Annotated in this window: 26 protein-coding genes; 21 read left to right on the top strand and 5 right to left on the bottom strand. The window is 40.1% G+C overall.

What is annotated here, in order from left to right; all coding sequences use genetic code 11:
- Positions 1–3 precede the first annotated feature (3 nt).
- The 6 genes from BUA60_RS05300 to groL all read left to right on the top strand — a co-directional run bounded on the left by BUA60_RS05300 (position 4) and on the right by groL (position 5285).
- Positions 4–1275 carry a sigma-54 interaction domain-containing protein gene (locus BUA60_RS05300; protein WP_072860639.1) on the top strand — a complete coding sequence of 424 codons (1272 nt, stop codon included), beginning with the start codon at positions 4–6 and terminating at the stop codon, positions 1273–1275.
- Positions 1276–1307: 32 nt separating this feature from the next.
- Positions 1308–1826, top strand: a complete 519-nt coding sequence (locus tag BUA60_RS05295; RefSeq protein ID WP_072860638.1) for an LptE family protein — start codon at positions 1308–1310, stop codon at positions 1824–1826.
- A 3-nt stretch (positions 1827–1829) separates the two neighbouring features.
- The gene (locus BUA60_RS05290; protein WP_072860637.1) at positions 1830–2759 is read left to right on the top strand and encodes a hypothetical protein; all 930 of its coding nucleotides are present in this window, start codon (positions 1830–1832) and stop codon (positions 2757–2759) included.
- 3 nt (positions 2760–2762) lie between these two features.
- Entirely contained in the window at positions 2763–3131 is a 369-nt protein-coding gene (gene secG, locus BUA60_RS05285; RefSeq protein WP_072860636.1) for a preprotein translocase subunit SecG, read from the top strand.
- A gap of 142 nt (positions 3132–3273) precedes the next feature.
- Positions 3274–3552: a co-chaperone GroES gene (locus BUA60_RS05280; protein WP_072860635.1), complete on the top strand. Its 279-nt coding sequence runs from the start codon at positions 3274–3276 to the stop codon at positions 3550–3552.
- A gap of 104 nt (positions 3553–3656) precedes the next feature.
- The gene (gene groL / locus BUA60_RS05275) at positions 3657–5285 is read left to right on the top strand and encodes a chaperonin GroEL (RefSeq protein WP_072860634.1); all 1629 of its coding nucleotides are present in this window, start codon (positions 3657–3659) and stop codon (positions 5283–5285) included.
- Positions 5286–5373: 88 nt separating this feature from the next.
- Here groL and BUA60_RS05270 read toward each other — a convergent pair whose 3' ends face one another.
- The 3 genes from BUA60_RS05270 to BUA60_RS05260 form a co-directional block, all read right to left on the bottom strand.
- Positions 5374–5745 carry a heavy-metal-associated domain-containing protein gene (locus BUA60_RS05270; protein WP_394333313.1) on the bottom strand — a complete coding sequence of 124 codons (372 nt, stop codon included), beginning with the start codon at positions 5743–5745 and terminating at the stop codon, positions 5374–5376.
- A gap of 25 nt (positions 5746–5770) precedes the next feature.
- Positions 5771–7987 (bottom strand): TonB-dependent receptor, encoded by a 2217-nt coding sequence (locus BUA60_RS05265; protein WP_072860632.1) that lies wholly within the window; start codon positions 7985–7987, stop codon positions 5771–5773.
- A gap of 120 nt (positions 7988–8107) precedes the next feature.
- Positions 8108–8524, bottom strand: a complete 417-nt coding sequence (locus BUA60_RS05260) for an HYC_CC_PP family protein (RefSeq protein WP_072860631.1) — start codon at positions 8522–8524, stop codon at positions 8108–8110.
- A gap of 161 nt (positions 8525–8685) precedes the next feature.
- Here BUA60_RS05260 and BUA60_RS05255 point away from each other — a divergent pair, with 161 nt between their 5' ends.
- The 7 genes from BUA60_RS05255 to rodA all read left to right on the top strand — a co-directional run bounded on the left by BUA60_RS05255 (position 8686) and on the right by rodA (position 16419).
- Positions 8686–9138: a GAF domain-containing protein gene (locus tag BUA60_RS05255; protein ID WP_072860630.1), complete on the top strand. Its 453-nt coding sequence runs from the start codon at positions 8686–8688 to the stop codon at positions 9136–9138.
- A 93-nt stretch (positions 9139–9231) separates the two neighbouring features.
- The gene (gene purH / locus BUA60_RS05250; RefSeq protein WP_072860629.1) at positions 9232–10764 is read left to right on the top strand and encodes a bifunctional phosphoribosylaminoimidazolecarboxamide formyltransferase/IMP cyclohydrolase; all 1533 of its coding nucleotides are present in this window, start codon (positions 9232–9234) and stop codon (positions 10762–10764) included.
- A gap of 55 nt (positions 10765–10819) precedes the next feature.
- A complete protein-coding gene (locus BUA60_RS05245; protein ID WP_069858480.1) occupies positions 10820–11848 on the top strand; it encodes a rod shape-determining protein in 1029 nt (342 codons plus the stop codon).
- 115 nt (positions 11849–11963) lie between these two features.
- Positions 11964–12785, top strand: coding sequence for a rod shape-determining protein MreC (mreC, locus tag BUA60_RS05240; protein WP_072860628.1), 822 nt, complete (start codon positions 11964–11966; stop codon positions 12783–12785).
- Complete coding sequence (gene mreD, locus BUA60_RS05235; RefSeq protein ID WP_072860627.1) at positions 12772–13281, top strand: rod shape-determining protein MreD; 510 nt, start codon at positions 12772–12774, stop codon at positions 13279–13281. The genes mreC and mreD overlap by 14 nt, the downstream gene beginning before the upstream one ends.
- Positions 13278–15146, top strand: a complete 1869-nt coding sequence (locus BUA60_RS05230; RefSeq protein WP_072860626.1) for a peptidoglycan D,D-transpeptidase FtsI family protein — start codon at positions 13278–13280, stop codon at positions 15144–15146. The genes mreD and BUA60_RS05230 overlap by 4 nt, the downstream gene beginning before the upstream one ends.
- Positions 15136–16419 carry a rod shape-determining protein RodA gene (gene rodA, locus BUA60_RS05225; RefSeq protein ID WP_072860874.1) on the top strand — a complete coding sequence of 428 codons (1284 nt, stop codon included), beginning with the start codon at positions 15136–15138 and terminating at the stop codon, positions 16417–16419. The genes BUA60_RS05230 and rodA overlap by 11 nt, the downstream gene beginning before the upstream one ends.
- Here the strand turns inward: rodA and BUA60_RS05220 are convergent.
- The gene (locus tag BUA60_RS05220) at positions 16416–17228 is read right to left on the bottom strand and encodes a DNA/RNA non-specific endonuclease (protein ID WP_072860625.1); all 813 of its coding nucleotides are present in this window, start codon (positions 17226–17228) and stop codon (positions 16416–16418) included. The two genes, rodA and BUA60_RS05220, sit on opposite strands and share 4 nt — an antisense overlap.
- A 191-nt stretch (positions 17229–17419) precedes the next feature.
- Here BUA60_RS05220 and msrB point away from each other — a divergent pair, with 191 nt between their 5' ends.
- The 5 genes from msrB (at position 17420) to BUA60_RS05190 (ending at position 20750) form a co-directional block, all read left to right on the top strand.
- Positions 17420–17884: a peptide-methionine (R)-S-oxide reductase MsrB gene (gene msrB, locus BUA60_RS05215; RefSeq protein ID WP_072860624.1), complete on the top strand. Its 465-nt coding sequence runs from the start codon at positions 17420–17422 to the stop codon at positions 17882–17884.
- Positions 17874–18425, top strand: a complete 552-nt coding sequence (msrA, locus tag BUA60_RS05210; protein ID WP_072860623.1) for a peptide-methionine (S)-S-oxide reductase MsrA — start codon at positions 17874–17876, stop codon at positions 18423–18425. The genes msrB and msrA overlap by 11 nt, the downstream gene beginning before the upstream one ends.
- Positions 18426–18601: 176 nt before the next feature.
- Positions 18602–18898, top strand: coding sequence for a GNAT family N-acetyltransferase (locus BUA60_RS05200; protein ID WP_072860621.1), 297 nt, complete (start codon positions 18602–18604; stop codon positions 18896–18898).
- Between the two features lie 7 nt (positions 18899–18905).
- A complete protein-coding gene (locus tag BUA60_RS05195; RefSeq protein WP_072860620.1) occupies positions 18906–20474 on the top strand; it encodes a protein adenylyltransferase SelO in 1569 nt (522 codons plus the stop codon).
- A 27-nt stretch (positions 20475–20501) separates the two neighbouring features.
- Positions 20502–20750 carry a peptide methionine sulfoxide reductase gene (locus BUA60_RS05190; protein ID WP_072860619.1) on the top strand — a complete coding sequence of 83 codons (249 nt, stop codon included), beginning with the start codon at positions 20502–20504 and terminating at the stop codon, positions 20748–20750.
- Positions 20751–20825: 75 nt separating this feature from the next.
- On the opposite strand, the gene BUA60_RS05185 is transcribed toward BUA60_RS05190, so the two are convergent.
- Entirely contained in the window at positions 20826–22994 is a 2169-nt protein-coding gene (locus tag BUA60_RS05185; protein ID WP_072860618.1) for a carboxy terminal-processing peptidase, read from the bottom strand.
- A 354-nt stretch (positions 22995–23348) separates the two neighbouring features.
- Here BUA60_RS05185 and surE point away from each other — a divergent pair, with 354 nt between their 5' ends.
- The 3 genes from surE (at position 23349) to lpxB (ending at position 25593) form a co-directional block, all read left to right on the top strand.
- Positions 23349–24128, top strand: coding sequence for a 5'/3'-nucleotidase SurE (surE, locus tag BUA60_RS05180; RefSeq protein ID WP_072860617.1), 780 nt, complete (start codon positions 23349–23351; stop codon positions 24126–24128).
- A complete protein-coding gene (locus tag BUA60_RS05175; RefSeq protein ID WP_072860616.1) occupies positions 24121–24402 on the top strand; it encodes a hypothetical protein in 282 nt (93 codons plus the stop codon). Before surE ends, BUA60_RS05175 begins: the two co-directional genes overlap by 8 nt.
- Before the next feature lie 66 nt (positions 24403–24468).
- Positions 24469–25593 carry a lipid-A-disaccharide synthase gene (gene lpxB / locus BUA60_RS05170; RefSeq protein WP_072860615.1) on the top strand — a complete coding sequence of 375 codons (1125 nt, stop codon included), beginning with the start codon at positions 24469–24471 and terminating at the stop codon, positions 25591–25593.
- Positions 25594–25732: the final 139 nt, after the last annotated feature.

Below are 25732 nucleotides of genomic sequence, written 5' to 3'. Positions count from 1 at the left end.
ACAATGGAGTCTATTCAATCAATAAAACAGCGCTTTGAAATCATTGGCAATGATGTAAAACTTAATCGTGCCATTGAAAAGGCCATTCAAGTGGCACCTACGGATATCTCCGTATTGGTTACGGGTGAAAGCGGTGTTGGTAAGGAGGCCATTCCAAAAATAATACACTCCCTTTCGCATAGAAAACATGCCAAATACATTGCGGTCAACTGTGGGGCTATCCCTGAAGGCACCATAGATAGTGAATTGTTTGGTCACGAAAAGGGAGCTTTTACTGGAGCTACGGCTACCAGAAGTGGATATTTTGAGGTAGCCGATGGCGGTACCATTTTTTTGGATGAGGTTGGGGAACTACCTCTTACAACCCAAGTCCGTCTCTTGAGGGTTTTGGAAAATGGGGAATTTTTAAAAGTAGGTTCTTCCCAAGTCCAAAAAACAGATGTTAGAATAGTGGCCGCTACCAATGTCAATATGTTCGAGGCCATAAAAAAGGAAAAATTTAGGGAAGACCTTTATTACCGATTAAGCACGGTAGAAATCAACATCCCGCCCTTGCGGGAGCGCAAAGAGGACATACACCTATTGTTCCGCAAATTTGCATCGGATTTTGGCCAAAAATATAAAATGCCTACGATTCGCTTGGATGACGATGCCGTGCAGCTACTTTTAAAATACAGATGGCCGGGAAACATTAGGCAGTTAAGAAATATCGCGGAACAAATTTCAGTATTGGAGGAAAGTAGGCTTATTAGCTTGGCCACCCTTAACAGTTACCTGCCCAATTCAAGTACCAGTAACTTGCCCGCTATCGTTGGAAAGGAAAAAAAAGAAGGCGACTTTAGTACGGAAAGGGAGATATTGTACAAGGTGCTTTTTGATATGAAGGGCGACTTGAACGACCTTAAGAAATTAACATTGGAGCTGCTTAAACACAACGACAGCGAAAAAGTACAGGAAGAGAATGAAAATCTTATCAGAAAAATCTATGGGGATAACGAGGAGGAATATGCGGAACAAGAAGATAGTCCCAGTGAAATTTTGCAACTTCCCGAACCTTACATAGAAAAACCAATTGTTAAATCTCCCCAACAAGAGGACAAGTATCATTTTGCGGAGGAGATACAAGAGGAAGAAACCCTATCTTTACAGGACAAGGAAATAGAGCTCATTAAAAAATCCTTGGAACGAAACAAAGGAAAAAGAAAGGCTGCTTCTGCGGAGTTGGGCATCTCGGAACGGACCCTGTATAGAAAAATAAAACAGTACGACCTTTAACAGTAGTCAGTAAAAAATACAAAAAGAAATTAATGATCAAGAGTAAACATATTATTTTAATGCTTGTTTTAGTGGCAAGCATTTCTGGATGTGGTATCTATAACTTTACTGGGGGCGATGTGGGAACCGCAAAAACCTTTCAGGTAAATTATTTTCAAAACTATGCTTCGCAGAATCCCGGATCTACCTTTGAACCCGGTATGGATAGGGACTTTACCTTGGCCCTACAGGATCTGATATTGAACCAGACCAGTTTGGATCTAGTTAAATCCAATGGGGATTTATTGTACGAAGGTGAAATTGTGGAGTACAGGATTTCACCTATGACGGCCACCTCCCAACAAACAGCGGCGCAAAATAGGCTGAGTATTGGCGTAAACGTAAGGTTCTTTAACAACACCAAAGAGGATGTGGACTTTGAACAACGATTTTCATTCTTCTACGACTATCCCGCCAATTCCCAATTGGCCAGTGTTAAGGATGAAGCCCATCAAGTCATATTCGAACGTATTACCCAGGACATTTTTAATAAATCATTGGCAGATTGGTAATCTATGAACGTACAGGACTTTACATATTTATTACAAAACCCTGATGAGGTGGTTTCCCCTGTGCAGACCAATCAACTAGAAGATGTTCTGGCAGAATACCCATATTTCCAAGCCGCAAGGGCCATGCATCTAAAAGGACTTAAGAACCTCAACAGTTTCAAATACAACAATGCCCTTAAATTAACCGCCGCCTATACTGCGGACAGGGATATTCTTTTCGATTTTATTACCTCGATAGATTTTTTACAAAATACCATCGCCGATTCCATTTTGGGGAAATCCACCACCTTAAATGATACCCCAACTATTTCCGAAGAGATCGTTTCGGAATTTAAAAAGGAAAGTGCGCTTATAGAAGAATCGGATGACGAACCCTTGCCAAGGACGGTAAAGGATGCCGATAATATTTTGGACCCCTCACTTTTTTCCTCCAAGGACCCAAAAATAGACAAATCCATTTCGGAGAATAAAAAAAAAGCTGAAGAGACACTGGAAATCGGGAAACCTTTAAATTTCACCAAAAAAGAAAAATATTCCTTTGGGGAATGGCTTCAACTTACCTCGCATAAGCCACCAAAACCCAAAACCAATCCCAAAACTCCCAAAAAGGAAGCAGCCAATACCGAAGTAAAACCTACCCCCAAGCAAGACAAGCTAAAGAAGAAAAAATTTGATCTGATCGATAAGTTCATTGAAACAAACCCCAAAATAGTACCCAAGGAAAACACAGTAAAAGTAACTATCAAGGACTCCCTGAGCTTCGACAAAAATGAATTGATGACGGCCACTTTGGCCAAAGTATATTTGGAACAAAAGAAGTACAAAAAGGCTATTCAGGCCTATAAAATTTTAAGTTTGAAATATCCAGAAAAAAGTAGTTTCTTTGCAGACCGAATTAAAGCGGTAGAAAAGATACAACAAGAAAATAATTAAATAATGAATACAACATTTACAATATTCTTGGTCCTTATCATCCTAGTTTGCATCCTATTGATGCTCGTAATTATGGTGCAAAACCCTAAAGGAGGCGGATTGTCCTCATCTTTTGGCGGAAGCGGCAACCAAGTTGTTGGAGGAGTAAAGAAAACAGGAGACTTTTTGGATAAGAGTACCTGGACATTGGCAACCATATTGGTTGTGTTAATTTTGCTTTCCAATGTAGCATTAAAGGGAAGCTTTAGTGATTCCGATTCAAAATTACTAAATGGCGATCCTATTGAAACAACTGCTCCGGATGCATTGCCAGAAGCACCGATCCCGGCTCCTGCCACTAATGGTACAAGTACCACTGACAGCGCCCAATAAGAAGAAAAAACACATTTAAAATATAAAAAATGCCAGCTTATGTGACAAGCTGGCATTTTTATTTAACAAAGTGTCAGTTTTTAGGCAATGGCATAATTTCTGCCTATTAAAATCAAACTTAAAAACATAAAATCTAAATAATATGGCTAAAGTTAGCATTAAACCATTAGCAGATAGAGTTCTTATAGAACCTATGGCTGCCGAAACAAAGACTGCATCTGGTCTTTACATCCCAGATACCGCAAAGGAAAAACCACAAAAAGGCAAGGTAGTTGCCGTTGGACCTGGTACCAAAGATGAAAAAGTGACCGTTAAAGTTGGAGATACGGTGCTATACGGTAAGTATGCCGGTACTGAGCTAAAGCTTGAAGGTACCGAATATCTTATGATGCGCGAGAGCGACATATTAGCAATTATATAATATTGCTCTTGTTCCCAAAACGTTGGGAAAATTCCAAACAACAAACTAAAGAGTATAACTAATTTCATTCCGTTTTATATGGGAATGATAAATGAAATTAAATTATGGCAAAAGATATAAAATTTGATATCGATGCAAGAGACGGCCTAAAAAGAGGTGTCGATGCATTGGCTAACGCAGTAAAAGTAACTTTAGGACCTAAAGGTAGAAACGTAATCATCAGTAAATCGTTTGGCGCACCAAACATCACCAAAGATGGTGTTACCGTAGCCAAAGAAATTGAATTGGCGGACCCTCTTGAGAACATGGGTGCCCAAATGGTAAAGGAAGTAGCTTCCAAAACCAATGATTTGGCAGGTGATGGTACCACTACGGCTACCGTTCTTGCACAAGCTATCGTAAAAGAAGGTTTAAAGAACGTTGCTGCCGGTGCCAATCCAATGGACCTAAAAAGAGGCATAGACAAAGCAGTGGAAGCTATTGTTGAAGACTTGGCGAAGCAAACCAAAAAAGTAGGCGATTCTTCGGAAAAGATTAAGCAAGTAGCTGCCATTTCTTCCAATAACGACGAAACTATAGGTGACCTTATTGCCCAAGCTTTTGGAAAAGTAGGTAAAGAAGGGGTTATCACAGTAGAAGAGGCCAAAGGAACCGATACTTACGTTGACGTTGTAGAAGGTATGCAATTCGACAGAGGATACCTTTCTCCATATTTTGTTACCGATTCTGAAAAAATGACAGCCGATTTGGAGAATCCTTACATATTATTATATGATAAGAAGATTTCTTCCATGAAGGATCTATTGCCAGTATTGGAGCCAGTAGCACAATCAGGAAAACCTCTTTTGATCATTGCAGAGGATGTTGACGGAGAAGCTTTGGCTACCTTGGTAGTAAACAAATTAAGGGGATCCTTAAAGATTGCTGCTGTTAAGGCACCAGGATTTGGGGATAGAAGAAAAGCCATGTTGGAAGATATAGCTATCCTTACAGGTGGAACCGTAATAGCCGAAGAAAGAGGCTTTACAATGGAAAATGCCACCTTGGACATGCTAGGTACTTGTGAAAAAATTACTATTGACAAGGACAATACAACCATTGTAAACGGTTCAGGTGTTCCAAAAACCATTAAGACAAGGGTTAACCAGATCAAATCACAAATAGAATCTACCACTTCGGATTACGACAAGGAAAAATTACAGGAGCGTTTGGCTAAATTGGCCGGTGGTGTTGCTGTTCTTTATGTTGGTGCTGCTTCTGAAGTAGAAATGAAAGAGAAAAAAGACAGGGTAGATGATGCCCTTCACGCTACTAGAGCTGCTGTTGAAGAAGGAATCGTTGCCGGTGGAGGTGTTGCTTTGGTAAGGGCCAAATCCGTACTTGCCAAGATCAAGACCGAAAATGCCGATGAGGAAACAGGTGTTCAAATCGTTGCCAGAGCAGTAGAATCACCTTTGAGAACCATCGTTGAAAACGCTGGAGGAGAAGGATCGGTAGTAGTTGCCAAAGTTTTGGAAGGCAAAGGAGATTTTGGATATGATGCCAAATCGGAAAAATATGTGGAAATGATCAAAGCGGGTATTATTGACCCTAAGAAAGTAACTAGAATTGCATTGGAAAATGCAGCTTCTGTTGCCGGAATGATCTTAACTACAGAATGTGCATTGACCGATATTAAGGAAGATGCTCCTGCAGGCCCACCAATGGGTGGCGGAATGCCAGGAATGATGTAAGTCGTAGAATTTACATCTATAAAAAAACCGCATTTGGAATTCCAAATGCGGTTTTTTGTTTTCGATAGGCTATTACAAAGCAATTGAATTAATGATGCTGTCCGTCATCACTATTGTCCTCACGATACTTGCAGCAAGGGTGTACGCTTTCATAAGCTTCTTCCGTAGCCTTTAATTCCTTGGTATCGTGACCTACACCAACTATGGCAGTTTTTATTTCCATAGAATTGGTTTTTCGTTCGTCAATGATCATCGATAATTGATGGGTAGGAATATCCCATAAGGCGTATTTAACCCCTTTTACCCCCAAGGCTGCTTCCTCTATTCGCTCCTTGCACATGGCACATTTTCCATTGACCTCGAAACTTATTTTTTTATTTTTCTCTTGGCCATAGCCGGCAATGGTCAATACTCCAAATACGGCTCCTATAAATAAATTTTTCATTGCTCTACTTTTCATGTTGAATAATTAATTTTTTATAAAGTTATAATTTATACCTAAATCCTGCATAAAACATCCTGCCCATAACGGGAGCATATATCATTGTGGTGTCAAAATTGGTGCCAAACGGATTGTCTGACGCCACTACAGCGTTCTCTTGTGTAAAACTAGTTAAATTTTCCCCTCCCACATAAATTTCAAAATTATCATTAAACACTCTGGTCAGCTGTGCATTCATTAAACTATATGGAGACGAATAATCTCCAAACTGATACTCCTCTGGACTACTACTCGTATTGGGCAAGCGTTGTTTTCCCAAGCTATGGAGGGTAGAATCCATACGCCATAAGGCTCCATTTTCCTTAGGGAGGGAAGTGTAGCCCAAGTTGGCAAAAAATCGATGTTGTGCCTGCAATGGTTTTTGTAGGGTGCCGCTTAGGTAATCGGTTTCAACATCATAATATTTATACGCCGTCCTTAACTCTAAATTCTTTAAAACGTTATAATTTATTTCAAATTGAAAGCTTTTGGCCAGACTCTTTCCCTCCAGGTTATAAAATGACACCTCCATGGGATTCTCCCAATCCACCACTACCTGATTCTTAAAATTGGTAACATAATAATCCAATGTTACGTCACCTGTCCTACCGAACAAACTAAATCCCTGTATATAACTAGCGCCGTAATTCCAGGCATCTTCAGGATCCAGTCCATAAATACTGCTATTGTCCCCAAGTACCCTTATCTGCCTTGATGAGGCAAATAATTGTTGATTTTCGGCAAAGATATTGGCTGCCCGCTTTCCACGGCCCAAAGACGCCCTAAAACTCCCTCTTTCCCATGGCATATACCGCGCATGCAATCTGGGCGTAACAAAAGTCCCCAAATTATTGTGGTTGTCCACCCTTATGCCCGCAGTGAAACTCAATTCCTTTAAATTATCATAACTATATTCAAAAAAGGCCCCTATAGATTTGTCTACCCTAGAATAATCCTGGGTATTCACCATTTCCCCATAACCATCATAAGCAAAGGTCAAGCCCGTTTTAAACTTGCTTTTGGTATCCCCTATAATGGAATTGAACAGCAGGTTGGAATAAATACTTTCGTGATCAATATTGTATTCATTAAAACCAAAATAAGAATCCTGTTTATGGATATTATAGGCCGTTTGAAATCCCAGGCTCTGAAAAGGCAGCTCCGGAAATACATAGCCCAACTTTAATGAAGTATCAAATCTTCTCGTGTTTATTTCACTTCCCCAGGAATTGGTAGTGAATTTATCGGTACTGGGCACAAAATTGGTTTGCCCCAACTGCTTGTCATCATTTAAAAAACGAAGATTAATAAAACTCACCCAACCGGTACTTGGATTTTGGTATTGCCACCTATTCAAAACATTTATTTGATTCCCCAAGGGAGCATCCAAAAATCCGTCCCCATTATTATCTTCCTTGGTATCCCTACGGTTGGCATGAAGATAGAGCCCCGTACTCCATTTGTCCGTTAATTTCTCGTTCAAATGGGTATTTAATTCCAACCTGCCATTTAAATTTGCATATCCATTTACAAATAGAGCCTTATCCGTTAAGGGTTTTACCAATTCCGTATTTATCTGGCCCGAAATACTCTCATAACCATTAACTACGCTGCCCGCCCCCTTTGTGATCTGTATACTCTCTACCCAAGTTCCCGGGGTAAAGGTAAGTCCGTAGGCCTGGGAGGCACCCCGTACCATAGGAATGTTCTCTTGGGTTATCAATAAATAAGGACTGGTAAGTCCCAACATCTGTATTTGCTTTGTGCCTGTTAGGGCATCGGAAAAATTGACATCTATAGCCGGATTGGTTTCAAAACTCTCGGATAGATTGCAACAGGCCGCCTTTAGTAGTTCGGCACTGTTTATGGTTACCACGTTCTGTGGGCTGAAATAGGATTTCTGTACGGCATCCCGCTTCTTTTGGACCACCACCTCATCTAAGGCATTGGAAGGTTTTAACCAGTGGCTTACCTTTTTAGGGGAATCAATGAACAAGGTGTCCGACTCAAATCCCACATAACTAATGACTAGTTGGTTATACTCCTTTTTAAAAGGAATTACAAAGCTTCCGTCCGTATTGGTAATAGTCCCCGTTTGGGAATTCAACCAATAAACATTGGCCCCGGCCAAACCTAGCTGCTTATTTCCAGGATTGTCCTCCATGACCATGCCCTCTATATTGTTCTGGGAGATAGCCAATAACGGAATCCATAAAAACATACTTACAAAAAAATTCTTCACTTGATATATTTTAATATTAGCAGATAATTGAAATCAAAAAAACCATTGGATTTTCCAACTTAAAAGCATGGAAAACCAAGGTTACTACCAATAAAAAAATCAAATGAGGAAAACTTGGTCCAAGATATGGATATCCCTGACCAGTATGGGCGGTGGGTAATCGGCATGGGGAACATAGTGCTGCTCCCTTAGCTGAAATAGATTTATATAATAGGAAGTAAAGGCCACCAAAAAGAGTTGCTGGCCAAAACTAAGATCGTCATAGGAAATACTGAGGTCATCCTGCCCCTCTACCAAAATGGTCTCATCACTGCAGCAGGTATTTGAATTATTTTTGGAAGACACCTCCTCTTCTACCAATCCCAAATCCATCCCACAGGTTTCAGCTTCATGAAAGAAAGCTATATCCACCAAGGAGCCAAAGCAAAAATGCTTTTCAACGGTCCAGGAAACGGTGGAGACCAGCATAAAAAATGCCATCAACAGCGCCAAAATTTTATGGATCATTACTTTCATAAAGGCAAAAATAATCAAAAGTTACCACTCTCTATTTTCCTCCTTCAATATTAACTAAAATTTAGAGCAAAAATTGCCCAAATCAATAGCAGATCGGAAGTTTAAAGCGCTTATAGCACATAGGGTTTGGAAATAGCCTTATTTTTGCAAAAAATTATCATATGCTTAGCACATTAAGACCACAGGTTTCCGCAATCACAAACAGCTCCAAAAAAAGTGCAACGGAAAAAATGCAGGCCATTTGCGAATTGTTAAAGGAAAATGTCCCTTATTACGATTGGGTGGGCTTCTATTTCCGAAACGGGGATAAAGAAGAGCTGAAATTGGGGCCATATGCAGGGGCGCCTACAGATCACACCATAATACCCTTTGGCAAAGGAATTTGTGGACAGGTTGCGGTATCCAATCAAAATTTTGTTGTCCCCGATGTCAAGGCCCAGGACAACTACATAGCATGCAGTATAACCGTGAAGGCCGAAATAGTAGTTCCTCTTTTTTTAAATGGCGTAAATATTGGCCAAATCGACATCGATTCCAACACTCCGGATCCATTTTCCGAAGAGGATGAGCACTTTTTGGAATACGTAAACCAAGAGGTGTCCAAAATTCTTTAAAACTTTAGGGCGATTGTTAATAAACGTGCTGATTTTTAAGCACAAAAAAATTACTTTTGTGTCCTTATAATCCATAACAACAATCACAACAAAATGAGTACCACTAAAAAAGCTTCCTCAGCCTTAATATCTGTTTTTCATAAAGATGGCCTAGAGCCCTTGGTAAAAAAGTTTAATGAATTAGGAATTACCATCTATTCAACAGGTGGCACCGAAACCTTCATTAAAGATTTAGGAATTGATGTAGTACCTGTGGAAGACGTTACCAGCTATCCATCCATATTGGGCGGTAGGGTTAAAACATTACACCCTAAGGTATTTGGTGGTATTTTGAACCGTCAGGACAATAAAAGTGATCAAGAACAATTGAAGGAATTTGAAATTCCCCAATTGGATATCGTCATTGTAGACCTTTATCCGTTTGAAAAAACTGTTGCCAGCGGAGCTTCCGAACAGGATATTATAGAAAAAATAGATATAGGCGGTATATCCTTAATACGTGCAGCGGCCAAGAACTACAAGGATACGCTTTGCGTTTCCTCTATGAACGACTATGATGAAGTTCTGGAAATGATAACCAAAGGAAATGGTAGTACTACTTTGGAAGACCGCAGACGATTTGCGACAAAATCTTTCAATGTGTCATCTCATTATGATTCGGCCATCTTTAATTATTTCAACAAAAACCATGAAGAAGCCGCATTTAAATTAAGCGAAACCAACGGCCAAGTTTTGCGTTATGGTGAAAATCCACACCAAAAAGGTTTTTTCTTTGGTGATTTCGACGCTATGTTCAACAAACTTCACGGAAAGGAACTTTCCTATAACAATTTGTTGGATGTGGATGCCGCAGTTAACCTTATCCAAGAATTTAAGAACGATGCCCCCACCTTCGCCATATTAAAACACAATAATGCCTGTGGCCTTGCCACCCGGCCCACAATTCACCAGGCCTATGTTGATGCCTTGGCCGGTGATCCTGTCTCGGCTTTTGGAGGAATATTGATCAGCAATGTTGAAATAGACAAGCCAACTGCCGAAGAAATACACAAGCTGTTTTGCGAAGTGGTGATTGCCCCTAGCTACACTCCAGTGGCCCTGGACATCTTAAAAGGCAAGAAAAACAGAATAATTCTGGTACAGAATGAAGTTGAGCTTCCAAAAATGACGGTTAGAACATGTTTGAATGGTGTTTTAGTGCAGGAAAAGGATGAAAAGACCGATAAAATTTCCGACCTTACCAATGCCACCGATAAAAAACCTACGGATAGGGAATTGGAAGACCTGATCTTTGCCTCGAAATTGTGTAAACACACCAAAAGTAACACCATTGTACTTGCCAAAAACAAACAATTGTGCGCCAGTGGAACAGGCCAAACTTCTCGTGTAGATGCCCTAAACCAAGCCATTCACAAAGCCCAGTCCTTCAATTTTGATCTTAATGGTGCCGTATTGGCCAGTGATGCCTTCTTTCCTTTTCCGGATTGTGTAGAAATTGCGCATAAAAGTGGAATAACCAGCGTTATACAACCTGGAGGTTCCATCAAGGACCAACTTAGTATCGATTATTGCAATGAAAACGGAATTGCAATGGTAATGACTGGTACACGTCATTTTAAACATTAATTTTATTACTTTTAACGATCAAACTGACATTTAAACCGAAATATAACAACATATAATGGGATTCTTTGATTTCTTAACCGAGGAGATTGCAATAGACTTAGGTACTGCCAACACCCTCATCATTCACAACGACAAAGTGGTGGTAGACAGTCCATCTATTGTAGCCAGGGACAGAATAAGTGGCAAAATCATTGCCGTTGGCAAGGAAGCCAATATGATGCAAGGAAAGACCCATGAAAATATAAAGACCATACGTCCATTAAAGGATGGGGTTATTGCCGATTTTGATGCGTCTGAAAAGATGATCAACATGTTCATCAAGAACATACCGGCACTAAAGAAAAAGTGGTTTCCACCAGCCTTGAGAATGGTTATATGCATCCCTTCTGGAATTACAGAAGTGGAAATGCGTGCCGTTAAGGAGTCCGCCGAGCGTGTTAACGGAAAAGAGGTCTACCTTATTCACGAGCCAATGGCAGCTGCCATTGGAATCGGCTTGGATATAATGCAACCCAAAGGGAACATGATCGTTGATATAGGGGGTGGTACAACCGAAATTGCAGTCATTGCCCTGGGAGGAATTGTTTGCGACAAATCGGTAAAGATTGCAGGTGACGTTTTCACAAACGACATTATCTATTACATGCGTACCCAACACAACCTTTATGTTGGGGAAAGTACTGCAGAGAACATAAAAATTACCATTGGTTCGGCTACAGAGGACCTACAGACCCCTCCGGACGAAATGTCTGTACAGGGAAGGGATCTACTGACCGGTAAACCAAAACAAGTATCCATTTCCTATCGCGAAATAGCCAAGGCCTTGGATAAATCCATACTAAGGGTAGAGGATGCCGTTATGGAAACCCTATCACAGACACCTCCCGAACTGGCAGCGGACATCTATAATACAGGTATTTATTTGGCCGGCGGTGGATCCATGTTAAGGGGACTTGACAGGCGTTTGTCCCAAAAAACCGATCTACCTGTGTACATAGCGGAAGATCCATTAAGGGCTGTTGTAAGGGGTACGGGTATTGCTCTAAAAAACTTGGAGCGATATAAGAGTATATTAATTAAATAGTTTAATTATTCCCCTACAATCAGCACTACCTTTTTAAAAGGTAAAGAATAGCAAACAGGCCTTAATTCCTTATGGGGCAGTTGCCCAAATAAGGTTTACAAAACAATTTAAGTGAATGCGGCAGATTATCAACTTTATATTAAGATATAAAAATTTCTTGCTATATCTTTTCTTGTTGATTATAGCCTTGGCGTTTACCGTACAATCCCATTCCTATCACCGTTCCAAATATTTCAATTCCGCGAACTGGCTAACAGGAAATATCTATGAGACCACAAGCAATATTACCACCTATTTTGGCCTAGGGGAGGAAAACAAAAAACTGGTAGAGGAGAATAAGCGATTACGCAACCTTCTTTTTAATCAAAAAAAGGAAGATTCCATACTATTGGACACCACGAATATTACTTATAAAGTGATTGCGTCTCAAGTAATAAAGAACAGTTATAGTCTTCCACGTAACTATATTACCATCAAAAAAGGAAGTGCACAGGGCATAAAGCCCGATATGGGCGTTATTACTGCCAATGGAATCCTTGGAATAGTGGAAAATACATCCAAAAATTTTGCAACCGTACAGAGCATACTGAATACCAAATCCAGGATCAACGCAAAAATCAAAAACACCAACCATTACGGTTCATTGGTATGGGACACGAAAGATTATAACACTGTACAACTTGCCGATATTGAAAGATTGGTGCCCGTAAAAATCGGGGATACCATAGTTACGGGTGCCAGTTCCAGCATCTTTCCGGAAAACATTCCCATAGGGGTCATCAAGAATTTTGATCTAAACAATTCCCAAAGCTCGTATAGTATAGACATTAAACTCTTCAACAATATGGCCGCGGTGAAGAGTATATACATCATAGAAAACATTCAACGGGAGGAAATAATAGAATTAGAAGCCAAGACCAATAATGATTCGCAATAGCTACTTTATTAACATAATTAGATTTGTACTATTAGTATTGGTACAGGTATTGGTTTTTAATAAGCTCAATTTTTTTGGATATATAAACCCAATGGTGTATATTCTATTTCTCTATTGGTATCCCATCAAGGAAAAAAGATCTTTGTTTCTACTGTTAAGTTTTCTACTGGGCTTCTTAATAGATTTATTTTCGGACACGGTTGCCATTCATGCAGCAGCCACCGTTACCATTGCTTATTTAAGACCAACCATCATGCGCTTTTGTTTTGGGGTAAACTATGAATTTCAAAATTTTAAACTAACCAACACCACTAAGGCACAACAAATTACATTTTTAACGTTATTAATTATAATACACCATTTAGTTTTCTTTACCCTAGAAATTTTCAGTTTTGAAAATACACTGTTAATTTTGAAGAAAGCTTTAACTATAAGTATAGCCACTTTAATATTGTGCTTACTATTAAGTTCACTTTTTAGTGTTAAAAAAGAATGAGAAAAATCCTATTATCCTCCATTATATTATTGGTTGGGTTAACTTTTATCGGCAGATTGTCCTATCTCCAGATATTTAGTTTTTCCCCTAATCAAATATTGGAAGATCCGGCCATAAAAGCAGTTTATGATTATCCGGAAAGGGGTTATATATACGATAGAAATGGAAACCTTTTGGTAGCTAACCAACCGGCCTATGACGTTATGGTCATTCCAAGGGAGGTGAAACCGTTGGACACCCTTGAATTTTGCAACCTATTGGGAATAGACAAAGAAAGGTTCATATCCCAGCTAAACAAGGCTAGAGTATATTCCCCTAGACTTCCCTCTGTTATGGTACCTCAGCTATCCAAAGAGGACTATGGAAGGCTTCAGGAAAAAATGAGGAGATATGAAGGATTCTATATTCAAAAGAGATCACTCCGATATTATGACACCCACAGTGGTGCCAATGTTTTGGGCTACATCAGTGAAGTTAACGAATGGGATCTGGAAAGAAATCCATCCTATGCTGCAGGAGAATTAAAGGGAACTACCGGTATTGAAAAAGAATACGAGACCATCCTAAGAGGGCGAAAAGGTGTTAAATATATCCAGAAAGACCGATTTAACAGGGATATTGGACCCTATAAGAGCGGCACATTGGACACCCTTCCCGAACAAGGAAGGCAAATTACCGTTACCATAGATAAGATCCTTCAGGAATACGGTGAAAAATTGATGACAGGGAAGCATGGAGGTATAGTTGCCCTTGAACCAGCTTCGGGCGAAATATTGGCGTTAATTTCAGGTCCAACTTACGACCCTGCATTATTGGTTGGTAGGGAAAGATCAAAGAATTACAGTAAATTGCATTACGATACCATTTCAAAACCCACCTTTGACCGTTCCATCTTGGCCTCACAGTCCCCTGGATCGCCATTTAAGACTATAAACGCCCTTGTTGCCCTTCAGGAAGGCGCCATTACTCCCGAAACCACTTTTCATTGTTACAACGGATTCTACGTAGGAAAAAGGAAAAGAGGCTGTCATTGCGGAGGGGGGACACGAAATTTGAATTCCGGCATATACCTCTCCTGTAATGCCTATTTTGCAGGAGCTTTTCGTAAAATTTACGATCAATTTCCAACTTCTGCGGAAGGTATGGATGCTTGGGAAAAGCATGTAAAAAGTTTTGGCCTAGGAACATTTTTGGGATATGACCTACCCACAGGAAGACCGGGACGAATACCCAACAAGGAATATTACAACCGCATTTATGGGGAAAACCGATGGTCTTCTTCTACCATAATATCCAATTCCATAGGGCAGGGAGAGGTAGAGGTTACCCCTATTCAGTTGGCCAATATGACCGCGGCCATTGCCAATAGAGGGCATTATTTTACTCCACATGTCCTTAAAAAAATTGGTGGTGAAGATATTAGTATACCAGAATTCACAGAAGCCAAACACACCACCATAGATAAAAAATATTTTGAACCGGTTGTACAGGGTATGGCCGAAGTATACAAAAAAGGTACCGCGGCTAGGCTACAAATAGAAGGAGTAGAAATTGCCGGTAAAACAGGAACGGTAGAAAACTTTACAAGAATCAACGGAATCCGTACCCAACTTACGGACAACTCTGTTTTTGTTGCCTTTGCACCCGTGGACAACCCCAAGATTGCCATCGCCGTTTACATTGAGAATGGATACTTTGGATCACGTTATGCTGGACACATTGCCTCCCTGATGATTGAAAAATATCTTAAAGGCGAAATTACGCGGGTAGACTTGGAAAAAAGAATGCTGGAAAAAACATTGGAGCAAGAATATGCAAAGCCCTATAGCGGACAACCCTTTAAAATAAATGAGCGTGTCTGGTAAAAGTGTTTTAAAGCGCTTGGATTGGTTTAGCGTTCTCATATACATCTCCTTAGTTTTTATTGGTTGGATAAATATTTATTCCAGCACTTTTACAGATGACAACCCGTCTATATTCAATTTTGCCTCATTACATGGAAAGCAATTGTTTTTTATAGGAACAAGCGCCGTTTCCATAATTATCATCCTGGCATTGGAAGCCAATTTCTACGAACGATTTTCAAGTCTGTTTTACATCATATCCCTCGCATTGCTATTGGGTCTATTTGTGTTTGGCAAAACCATTGCCGGGGCAACCTCTTGGTACGATCTTGGTTTTTTCAACCTACAACCCTCTGAATTTGCCAAGGTAGCCACGGCACTTGCCCTAGCAAAATATTTAAGCGATATACAGACAGATATAAAGCGGAAGAAAGATCAAATGATTTCACTTTTAATTATTTTGATACCCGCATTCTTGATCATTCCCCAGCCAGATCCAGGAAGCGCCCTGGTATTCTTTGCCTTGATCTTTGTAATTTTCAGGGAAGGCCTTCCCCTTTACTATCTTGGAATTGGGTTTATGGTTATTCTTATATTTATTTTTACGCTGATGTTCGGTACTATTTGGGTAGGCATAATCCTAGGGCTGTTATTGGCGTTGTTCCTATTATTAAAAAAACCTTCCTTCAAAGTACCCATAATACCGGTTGCCCTTATTTATATAGCCATTGTTCTTTTCTCCCTTTCGGTAAATTTTGTCTTTAATTCCGTTTTTGAACAAAGACATAGGGATCGCTTCAGTCTTTGGCTTAGATTGGAAAAGGACCCCAAGAAATTGGAGCAGATTCGAAGGGACATAGGTTACAACACTTATCAATCCGAAAAGGCCATTGAATCTGGCGGCTTATCCGGTAAAGGATTTTTGGAGGGAACGCGGACCAAAGGTGATTTCGTTCCCGAACAACATACAGATTACATATTTAGTACCGTAGGCGAGGAATGGGGATTTGTGGGCACCGCCACCGTGGTAATATTGTTTACCACCTTACTATTGCGACTAGTATATCTGTCCGAACGGCAGAAAAACGACTTTAGTCGTATGTACGGTTATGGCGTAATCTCCATATTGTTCGTACACTATTTCATAAATATAGGCATGGTTATAGGAGTACTCCCTACCATTGGAATACCCCTACCCTTTTTCAGCTATGGAGGTTCCGGTTTGTTGTTTTTTACGGCACTTTTGTTCATTTTTCTAAAATTGGATGCCAATAGATTAAATGAACTGACTTAAAATCTCCATCCACTGCTGCTAATTACCGCTTCCAACTTATCCTCTTGTTCATCCGGCAAACCAGCAAAGAAATCTATACCCGTCATTTTTTCAAGCGTATCCACAGGGACCAAAAATTGATCCAGTTTTCCGTTACTCTCCTTATTGGGAAAAAGAAACCCTATGATTTTTAGATTTTCTCCCTGTCCTTTAGCCACGATCTTATAAAAATATTTTGGAACGGCCACATCCTCCTCCCCTATACTGGGCAACCCCCTTTCCAAAACTCCGGCAGTTACAACAAATAATGGTCCATCCTTTTTGGCCCAATACCTCACCTGCTGCTCCAACCTATTCCATACTCCTCCGTTAAAATCCCTGTCCTGTGGAGTAATATTGCTTGTATAAAAGGTTTCATTATAAGCGTTTTTCGAGAATCTGCGATCCCCTGCCGGACACAAATGGCCCCTATCATATCCAGAACCTTTGTAGTTCCTCCAATCTGCCGACCCGCTGCCCACCTTAGGGTCCTCGAGAAAAAGTGGTCTTTTCCTATCATCATAGGTCAAGTGCGATTTCTCCAATACATAGGCCACCCACTCCGCCTGTTCATAAGCTTCGTTATAGGAAAGGGCAAAATGGGCGTGTTGTACTATTTCACCGGTGGTGGAACTAGGCCATAACCATTGCGGAATTTCGGTCCTATCTCCCTCACCTTCAGGCAAGGAATAAGGGGCGGGCGTATAAAAATTATCGAACAGCCAAAATAGGACCACACAAACCAACAACAGGGTGGTATAAATTATCCTATTTTTCCTATATTTATTCATAGTGTAAATATAGATTAAAACTACCATTCTGGAATTTCCATGGGTGTAAGTATTGGCCTGTTTGTACGACCAATTCCCTGAACAAAAATGTTAATGGCCAAATCGTTCCAACACTTCCAGTACTACCAAAGACCTATATTATATACATTGCCGATTAATATTTAATCAATAATAAAGAAAGGAAAATATACATGCTAACTTGGAAAGACATTATTAATTACAGTGCAAAGGGAAACCCACAACCTGACAAAAGAGTGGAAAAAACGGAAGAGGAATGGCGAGACCTACTAACTCCCGAACAATTTAGGATTACAAGGAAAAAAGGAACTGAAGCACCTCATAGCGGAGCGCTTTGCAGCACCCATGAGGCAGGGAAATACAGCTGTATATGCTGCGACACCCCCTTATTCGATTCCACTATAAAATTTAATTCGGGTACTGGCTGGCCAAGTTTTACACAACCCATAAAAGAAAATGCCATTAAGTACCACAAGGACACTTCTTTTGGTATGATAAGGGTAGAAGTAATGTGCAATACCTGTGATGCCCATTTGGGGCATGTGTTTCCGGACGGACCGGAACCAAGTGGTTTGCGTTATTGTATTAATTCAGAGTCTATGAAAATAGTTAAAGAAAGGGTATCAAATGGACAATAAAAAATTAGAGACCGCTACTGTAGGAGGTGGATGCTTTTGGTGCGTGGAAGCAATTTTTCAGGAAGTCAAAGGTGTGCAAAAGGTAATTTCGGGATATACCGGTGGAAACGCTCCTGGCAAGCCCACGTATAGGGAAGTTTGTTCTGGACTTACCGGACATGCGGAAGTGGTACAAATAACATATGACGCCAATATAATATCCTATGAGGACATCTTGGTCATATTCATGACCAGCCATGACCCAACTGCCTTAAATAGACAGGGAGCAGATATAGGGACACAATATCGATCTGTAATATACTATCACAATGAAACCCAAAAAGAAATTGCCGGGTTGGTCCTAAAGGAAGTGGCACCCTATTACGAGGAAGCCATTGTTACGGAAATAAGCCCTCTAGGAACCTTTTATGAAGCAGAGGAATATCACCAGAATTATTATAGAAATAATCAATCCCAAGGTTATTGCAGCGCCGTTATTTCCCCAAAACTAAGCAAGCTAAGAAAAATGCATGCGGATAAAATTAAAAGAACAAAAGTATAGGAACACCAATTATTGCAATAGCCTGGTTTGTGGGCAACTACAAGCCCCCCTTATAAGTAGATTACATAAGGCCAATGAATTAACGGCCTATTCCGTACTTATATTAAACAAGGGGCATAAAACCATTTCCGAATACCTTGGAAAGTACCTTCACTAAAATTTAAAGGGAATATAAAATGCAAAACAACATAATCAAGGATAATTTGACCGTACAACACGAAAAAGATAACCATAGATTTACCATGGCCATCAATGGCGAAATTGCCAAGGTGGCATACCAGTTAAGGGATGGCAAAATGTATTTGACCTATTCGGAAGTACCCTATAATCTTAGGGGCAAAGGATATGGCAAGGAGCTAGTGGAACGAACCTTTGAGCAGTTGACAAAAGAAGGATACAAGGCCGTGGCAGTATGCTCCTACATAAAGGCTGTTGCCAGAAGAAGTGAAAAATGGAACTCGATAATTGAATAAACACTCTATGAACCTTAATATTAAGGATACCTTTAATACTGAACTCCCTGCCGACCCTGTCCATGAAAACACCAGAAGACAGGTTACGCAGGCATGCTTCTCCTATGTAAAACCAAAATCGACTGCAAACCCAAGTTTGATTCATGCCTCTAAAGAATTGGCCCTGGATCTGGGGCTGACCGAAGACGATCTCAAGTCCGAAGAGTTCAAAAGTATTTTTAGCGGCAACTCGGTATTGTCAGGCACCAATCCTTACGCCATGTGCTATGGAGGGCACCAATTTGGCAATTGGGCCGGACAACTGGGAGATGGTAGAGCCATAAATCTATTTGAAGTTAACCAAAATAATAAACAATGGGCGTTACAACTTAAAGGCGCCGGGGAGACTCCCTATTCCAGAACGGCAGACGGACTGGCTGTATTGCGTTCCTCTATTAGGGAATACTTGTGCAGCGAAGCCATGTACCATCTGGGAGTGCCTACCACCAGAGCATTATCCATAGCGCTCACAGGGGACCAGGTGCTAAGGGATGTACTTTATAATGGCAACCCTGAATACGAAAAGGGAGCCGTGGTGTGCAGGGTGGCACCTTCCTTTATACGCTTTGGAAATTTCGAGATTTTTTCTGCAAAACAGGATAAAAAAACTTTAAAAACACTTGCGGATTATACCATAAGGCATTTCTTCCCCCATGTAAAGGAGGGGACCAAGGAAGGGTATCTTCACTTTTTTAGGGAGGTTACCCACAACACCCTTGAAATGATTATACACTGGCAACGTGTAGGCTTTGTACATGGGGTAATGAATACCGATAATATGTCCATTCTAGGCCTTACAATAGATTACGGGCCCTATGGATGGCTAGAAGGTTACGAGGAAGGCTGGACCCCCAATACTACGGATCGGCAGTATAAACGGTATAGATATGGTAACCAAATAAACATTGGCCTTTGGAACCTTTATCAATTGGCAAACGCCCTCTTCCCATTAATAGAGGAGGCAAAGCCACTTGAAGACATTTTAATGGAATACCGTAATAATTATCCCACAAAATATCTCTCGATGATGAAATCCAAAATTGGTCTTTTCAATACCGACAAAAATGATGCAGAGCTTTTGAACAGATTGGAGGAAAACCTTCAATTGACGGAAACGGATATGACCATATTTTTTAGAAATCTGAACCGCATTTCAAAAGACAACCTTTCCAATGAGGACTATTTGGCCCCAGTAATGGATGCCTTTTACGTACAAGAAGAAGTTAAGGGCGATATTCTTGAAAAATGGATGCAATGGTTTGCCGACTACCAAAATAGATTACAAAAGGAAAGTATTGGTGATAGTCAGAGAGCGGAAAAAATGAATAATATAAACCCAAAGTATGTTTTAAGAAATTATATGGCACAATTGGCCATAGATGATGCGGATAAGGGTGATTATTCCTTATTGGATGAATTTTTTCAATTATTAAAAAATCCATATCAAGAACAAACCTCGGCCGAAAAATGGTTTGTGAAACGACCGGAATGGGCCAGGCACAAAGTAGGATGTTCCATGCTATCCTGCAGTTCATAGGTTAGAACACTATTATTTCCTTGACAAATGCTATCAAGAAAAATAAAAGCCATCCCAATGGGCCACTCCACTGTCCTGTTCCAAGGCAAAAAGTATTCCCTTAGTAGAACCGATTTTAATGAAGGAAGGAGTACTAAAGTATATGCGGAAGAGTTGGGCGGCAATGATTTCATAAGTTTTAACTTCTATATCTCGAAAAAGGGGGAGAAATTAAACCCATGTGAAATGCCGGCAGAAAAAGTGATGGACTTTTTAAATAATTACCTCTTGTTATAATCTACATTACATTAGTTAATTTCATAAAAAAACCTGCTCATAGAGCAGGTTTTAATTTATAATAGGTATCTAAAATTAACCCTTTACACTGGCTAATTTAGAGTTCTTTATATTATTCAATTTCAGATCCTGTAAAACGTTAACAGCCTCCTCTACATAAACATCCTTGGCCAAATCCTTATGCCAACGATCGCGCTTTTCCCTTAATACGGAATCCTGTGTAAACAACTCTTTTTCATATTGCAATGATTCAAAGGTAAGGTGTGAATCGTAATCCGAAATGGTCTTAAAATACTTGGCCTTTTCCTTATCCAGTTCCAATCCTTTCTTATATTCTTCGTATTTCAAAGAAACTACAGTTTCATCTTGTGCTTTTTTGATCCATTGCGCATTTTCCTCAATCAATTTTATTTGATTGTTCTGCGCCATTCTTTTGGTGCTACTGGCAATTGTAGTCTCATAATCGATATAGCCATCCCAAGGAGTGTACTCCGCTGGGGAAATCTTATCCCAAGTCAAAGGATTTTCCTGATCCCTTTCCCCTAGGTCTATATAACTATAACGGTCCGGAACAACAACGTCGCTCTTAACACCTTCCAATTGGGTTGACCCCCCATTTATTCTATAGAATTTTTGGGTAGTAAGTTTTATTGCTCCCAAATCCCCGTGCTCATTTCCTCTTACAATATTCTCCAAGGGGATTACATTTTGAACTGTTCCCTTACCGAAGGTTTGTTTGCTGCCAATAACCACACCTCTTTTATAATCTTGCATGGCCGCGGCCAAAATCTCGGATGCAGAGGCCGATAATTCATTTACCAAAATTACCAAAGGTCCATCCCATTGTATACGTTCGTCCTTATCATTGTATACCTCTGGTTTTTTATCGGTAGACCTCACTTGTACAATTGGCCCGTCCTTAATAAATAATCCAGCCATTTCCACAACTGTCTTTAGGGATCCACCACCATTATCACGAAGGTCAAGTATTAGGCCCTCGGCTCCTGCTTCTTTTAATCTTTCTACTTCTTTTGCCACATCTGTAGCGGCGTTTCTTTCATTGTAGTCCTCAAAATCCACATAAAATTTAGGTAGATTAATAAGTCCGTATTTCTGATTGCCCTTTATGACAGCAGCAGATTTGGCATAGGATTCTTCCAATTCCACTACATCCCTGGTAATGGAGATTACCACAAGGGAACCATCTACTTTTCTAACCGTCAAATCCACAACGGTACCTTTGGGACCTTTAATAAACTTAATGGCATCATCCAAGCGCATACCCACAATATCCACAGGTGCTTCCCCATTTTGTCCAACTTTTAGAATCTCATCACCAACTTCCAATTGCTGATCCCTCCAAACGGGTCCACCGGATATAATCTCAACTATCTTGGTCTGATCTTTTTTCTTTTGAAGTCGGGCACCAATACCTTCAAATTTACCTGACATACTGGTGTCAAATTTTTCCTTGTCGTCCGGAGCAAAATAAAAGGTATGCGGGTCAAAAACTTCAACTATGGTATTTAAGTATTGCACAAACCAATCCTTACGTTCCAGATCATCCACAAAATCGAAATAATCATCCAAGGTATTCTTGGTAGATTCCCTTGCAGCCTTTTCAGCCTGTGCTGGAGTTAATGGTCCGGTCGTACTGTTATCATCTTCAAAGGCAACCTCCTCAGTCGCATCTGTGCTGGTTTTGGCAGAATCCCTGTTCAAATTCAATTTGGAATCGTAAGTGCCCAAAGTGGCGTATTTTAATTGCTTTCTCCAACGCTCTTTTAAATCTTTGCGGGAGGCTACATATCCTTGTTCATCATAATTGATCTCAATGGTTTCATCAACGCTGTAATCAAATGGTTCATCCAAAACCTCTTTATAAATCTCCTTGGCGTCCTCCATTCGCTTCAATAAGCGTTGGTAAACCATATCGAAAAAAGTTATGTCGGTATTCTTTATCTGATCATCCAACTGAAACTTATATTTTTCAAATTCCTGTATGTCGCTTTCCAAAAAATATCTTTTTGTGGGATCCAAGATATCCAAAAAGCCTTCAAAAACATGAACGGAAAAATCATCGTCGATATCTTTAGGCTGATAATGGCCGCGCTCCAGTACATAAGTAATAAGGTCCAATAACAACTTGTCCTTATCGTCAGTTTCAAATGATTTGTTGGTAAAACTGCATGAAGCAACTGCAACAAGCATTACAATCAAGGCGTAGGCTAAATTTCTTTTCATCTATTCTTTTTTATTTTTTTCCACATATGGAGTAATTTATACAACAGAAACTACCCCTCCATTTTGTAATCTTTCAATCATCTAAAATTAATCAAACCACCTCTGCAATCCAAGTTTTGCCTTTTAAAAGTGGTCTAATATGCCAATTACTCTAAGATAACGAAAAAATCGTGCCATATTATACCAATATGCCATTAATCTTTTGTTAATATCTCAATTGCCCGGGACACTGACAAAGGTTGGAAGTAACTGGCCATTTCCATAAATTCATCTCAAAATTTAAAGATATACCCTTCTTAATTGAAAAAGCGGTAATAGATTAAAAACGTATTTTTGCAGCATAAATTATATACCATGGCAAAACCTTTGATCCTTGTCACTAACGACGACGGAATTACAGCTCCTGGCCTAAGGGCTTTAATTCGATTTATGATGGAATTGGGAGAGGTAGTCGTAGTGGCCCCGGACAGCCCACAATCTGGAATGGGCCATGCCATAACCATAGACAACACCCTGTATATAAAAAAGATTAAGGTAGATTTGGAAAACGGTGCAGATGAAGAATACAGTTGTAGCGGAACTCCGGCAGACTGTGTTAAGCTTGGCCTTCAGGAACTCTTGGGGAGAAAACCCGATCTGTGTGTTAGCGGTATAAACCACGGCTCCAATTCCTCTATCAATGTTATATACTCTGGTACTATGAGTGCAGCTATAGAAGCCGGTATTGAAGGAATACCCGCCATAGGCTTTTCCCTTTGTGATTATTCCTGGAACGCCAACTTTGAGACCAGCAAGGAGGCAGTCCAAAAAATAGTACGGGAGGCCTTAAAAAATGGTATTCCCAATGGGGTTGTGCTTAATGTTAATATTCCCAAAACCGACAATAAGGCACCCAAAGGCATAAAAATCTGTAGACAGGCCAGAGCCAACTGGAAAGAAAAATTTGACAAAAGAACCAATCCCAGTGGAAAGGAATATTACTGGCTAACCGGAGAATTTGAACTCTTGGACAAGGGAGAGGATACGGATGAATATGCCCTGTCACAGAACTATGTTTCGGTAGTCCCCACGCAATTTGACCTCACGGCACACCACGCCATTCAACGCATAAATAATTGGAATTTAAATGATTAAAAAAGAAATATTAATCGGATTAATAGTTGGCCTCATTGCCAATACCATAGGAACTTTACTGTATATAATTATCTTTTCCGACTTCGGCATTATAGAAACATACCAGGCCGCGGTTCAGCAGGGACATGTTGGCAGTTTATTGGCGCTAGGTGCCATTCTAAATTTGGTAGCCTTTTTTGGTTTTTTAAGAATACGCAGGGATTACAGGGCAAGGGGTGTAATGATCGCAACCCTTTTCACCGCCATGCTAATATTGTATTATAAAGTTTTCTAGGATCGGGCTTGCGCCATCCATATCAACTAACGTCAGGACGACTTATGAACCACAGAAACTAAACGGATGAAATACTATATCATCGCTGGCGAAGCATCGGGCGACCTTCATGGTTCCAACCTCATAAAAGCCCTTAAAAAAAAGGATTCGGATGCCGACATTCGCTGTTGGGGCGGCGATTTAATGAAAGCGGCAGGAGGCAACTTGGTAAAGCATTACAAGGAAATGGCCTTTATGGGCTTTCTGGAAGTGATAACCAATATCAATCAAATATTTAAGAATATTGCCTTTTGCAAGGAAGATATCAGCGAATTTAATCCAGATGTAATTGTCTTTATTGACTATTCCGGCTTTAATCTTAGAATAGCCTCTTGGGCAAAAAAGAACAAATTTAAGACCAATTATTACATTTCCCCACAAATATGGGCCTCTCGTGAAGGAAGGATTCATAAGATAAAAAGGGATATTGATGCCATGCACGTAATTCTTCCTTTTGAAAAGGAATTTTATGAAAAAAAGCACAATTATCCAGTTAATTTTGTTGGCCACCCCCTTATAGACGCCATTGGGGAGGTTCCCAGAATAGGCGATAAAAAATTTAGGGAAGAGCATAATTTGGATTTACAAAAACCCATTATTGCCCTGTTGCCTGGTAGCAGAAAACAAGAGGTCCAAAAAATGCTTACCCTAATGTTGTCCGTTACAAAATCTTTTCCCAAATTTCAATTTGTAATTGCCGGGGCACCTAGTTTGGACTTGGAGTTTTACCAGCCCTTTCTGAAATCGACCCAAGTAAGTCTTATTTCCAACAAGACCTATGATTTATTGAGCCTTTCCTTTGCCGCCTTGGTAACCAGCGGAACGGCCACCTTGGAAACGGCCCTTTTTAAGATCCCCCAAGTTGTTTGTTACCGTGCCAATTGGATCTCCTATCAAATTGCAAAAAGGATCATTACCCTTAAATTTATTTCCTTAGTGAACCTTATAATGGACAAAGAGGTTGTAAAAGAACTTATCCAAGACGATTTAAATACCAAAAACCTAACCACTGAGCTCGATAAAATCTTAAACGGACCTGAAAGAAAGAAGCAGTTTGAAGCCTATTACGAACTCGAAAAAAAACTTGGAGGCAAGGGCGCCAGTGAAAAAGCGGCATCCCTAATAATCCAAAGTGCCCAATTGGATCATTGAAAATTTTTGAAGATTAAAGGAACCACGCATTACCCCATTTTAAACCATACCCAAATTGATAAACCCGTGGTTTGAAAAAGCAATTTCTTGCGATTTAACCGGAAATAGTTATAAGGGTTTTCTGAAAAAAATGACGGAT

Origin of the sequence: Arenibacter palladensis (genome assembly GCF_900129275.1) — a bacterium.
GTDB lineage: Bacteria > Bacteroidota > Bacteroidia > Flavobacteriales > Flavobacteriaceae > Arenibacter > Arenibacter palladensis.
The sequence above is the reverse complement of the archived record's forward strand: the minus strand, read 5'-3'. Positions and strand labels throughout refer to the sequence as shown.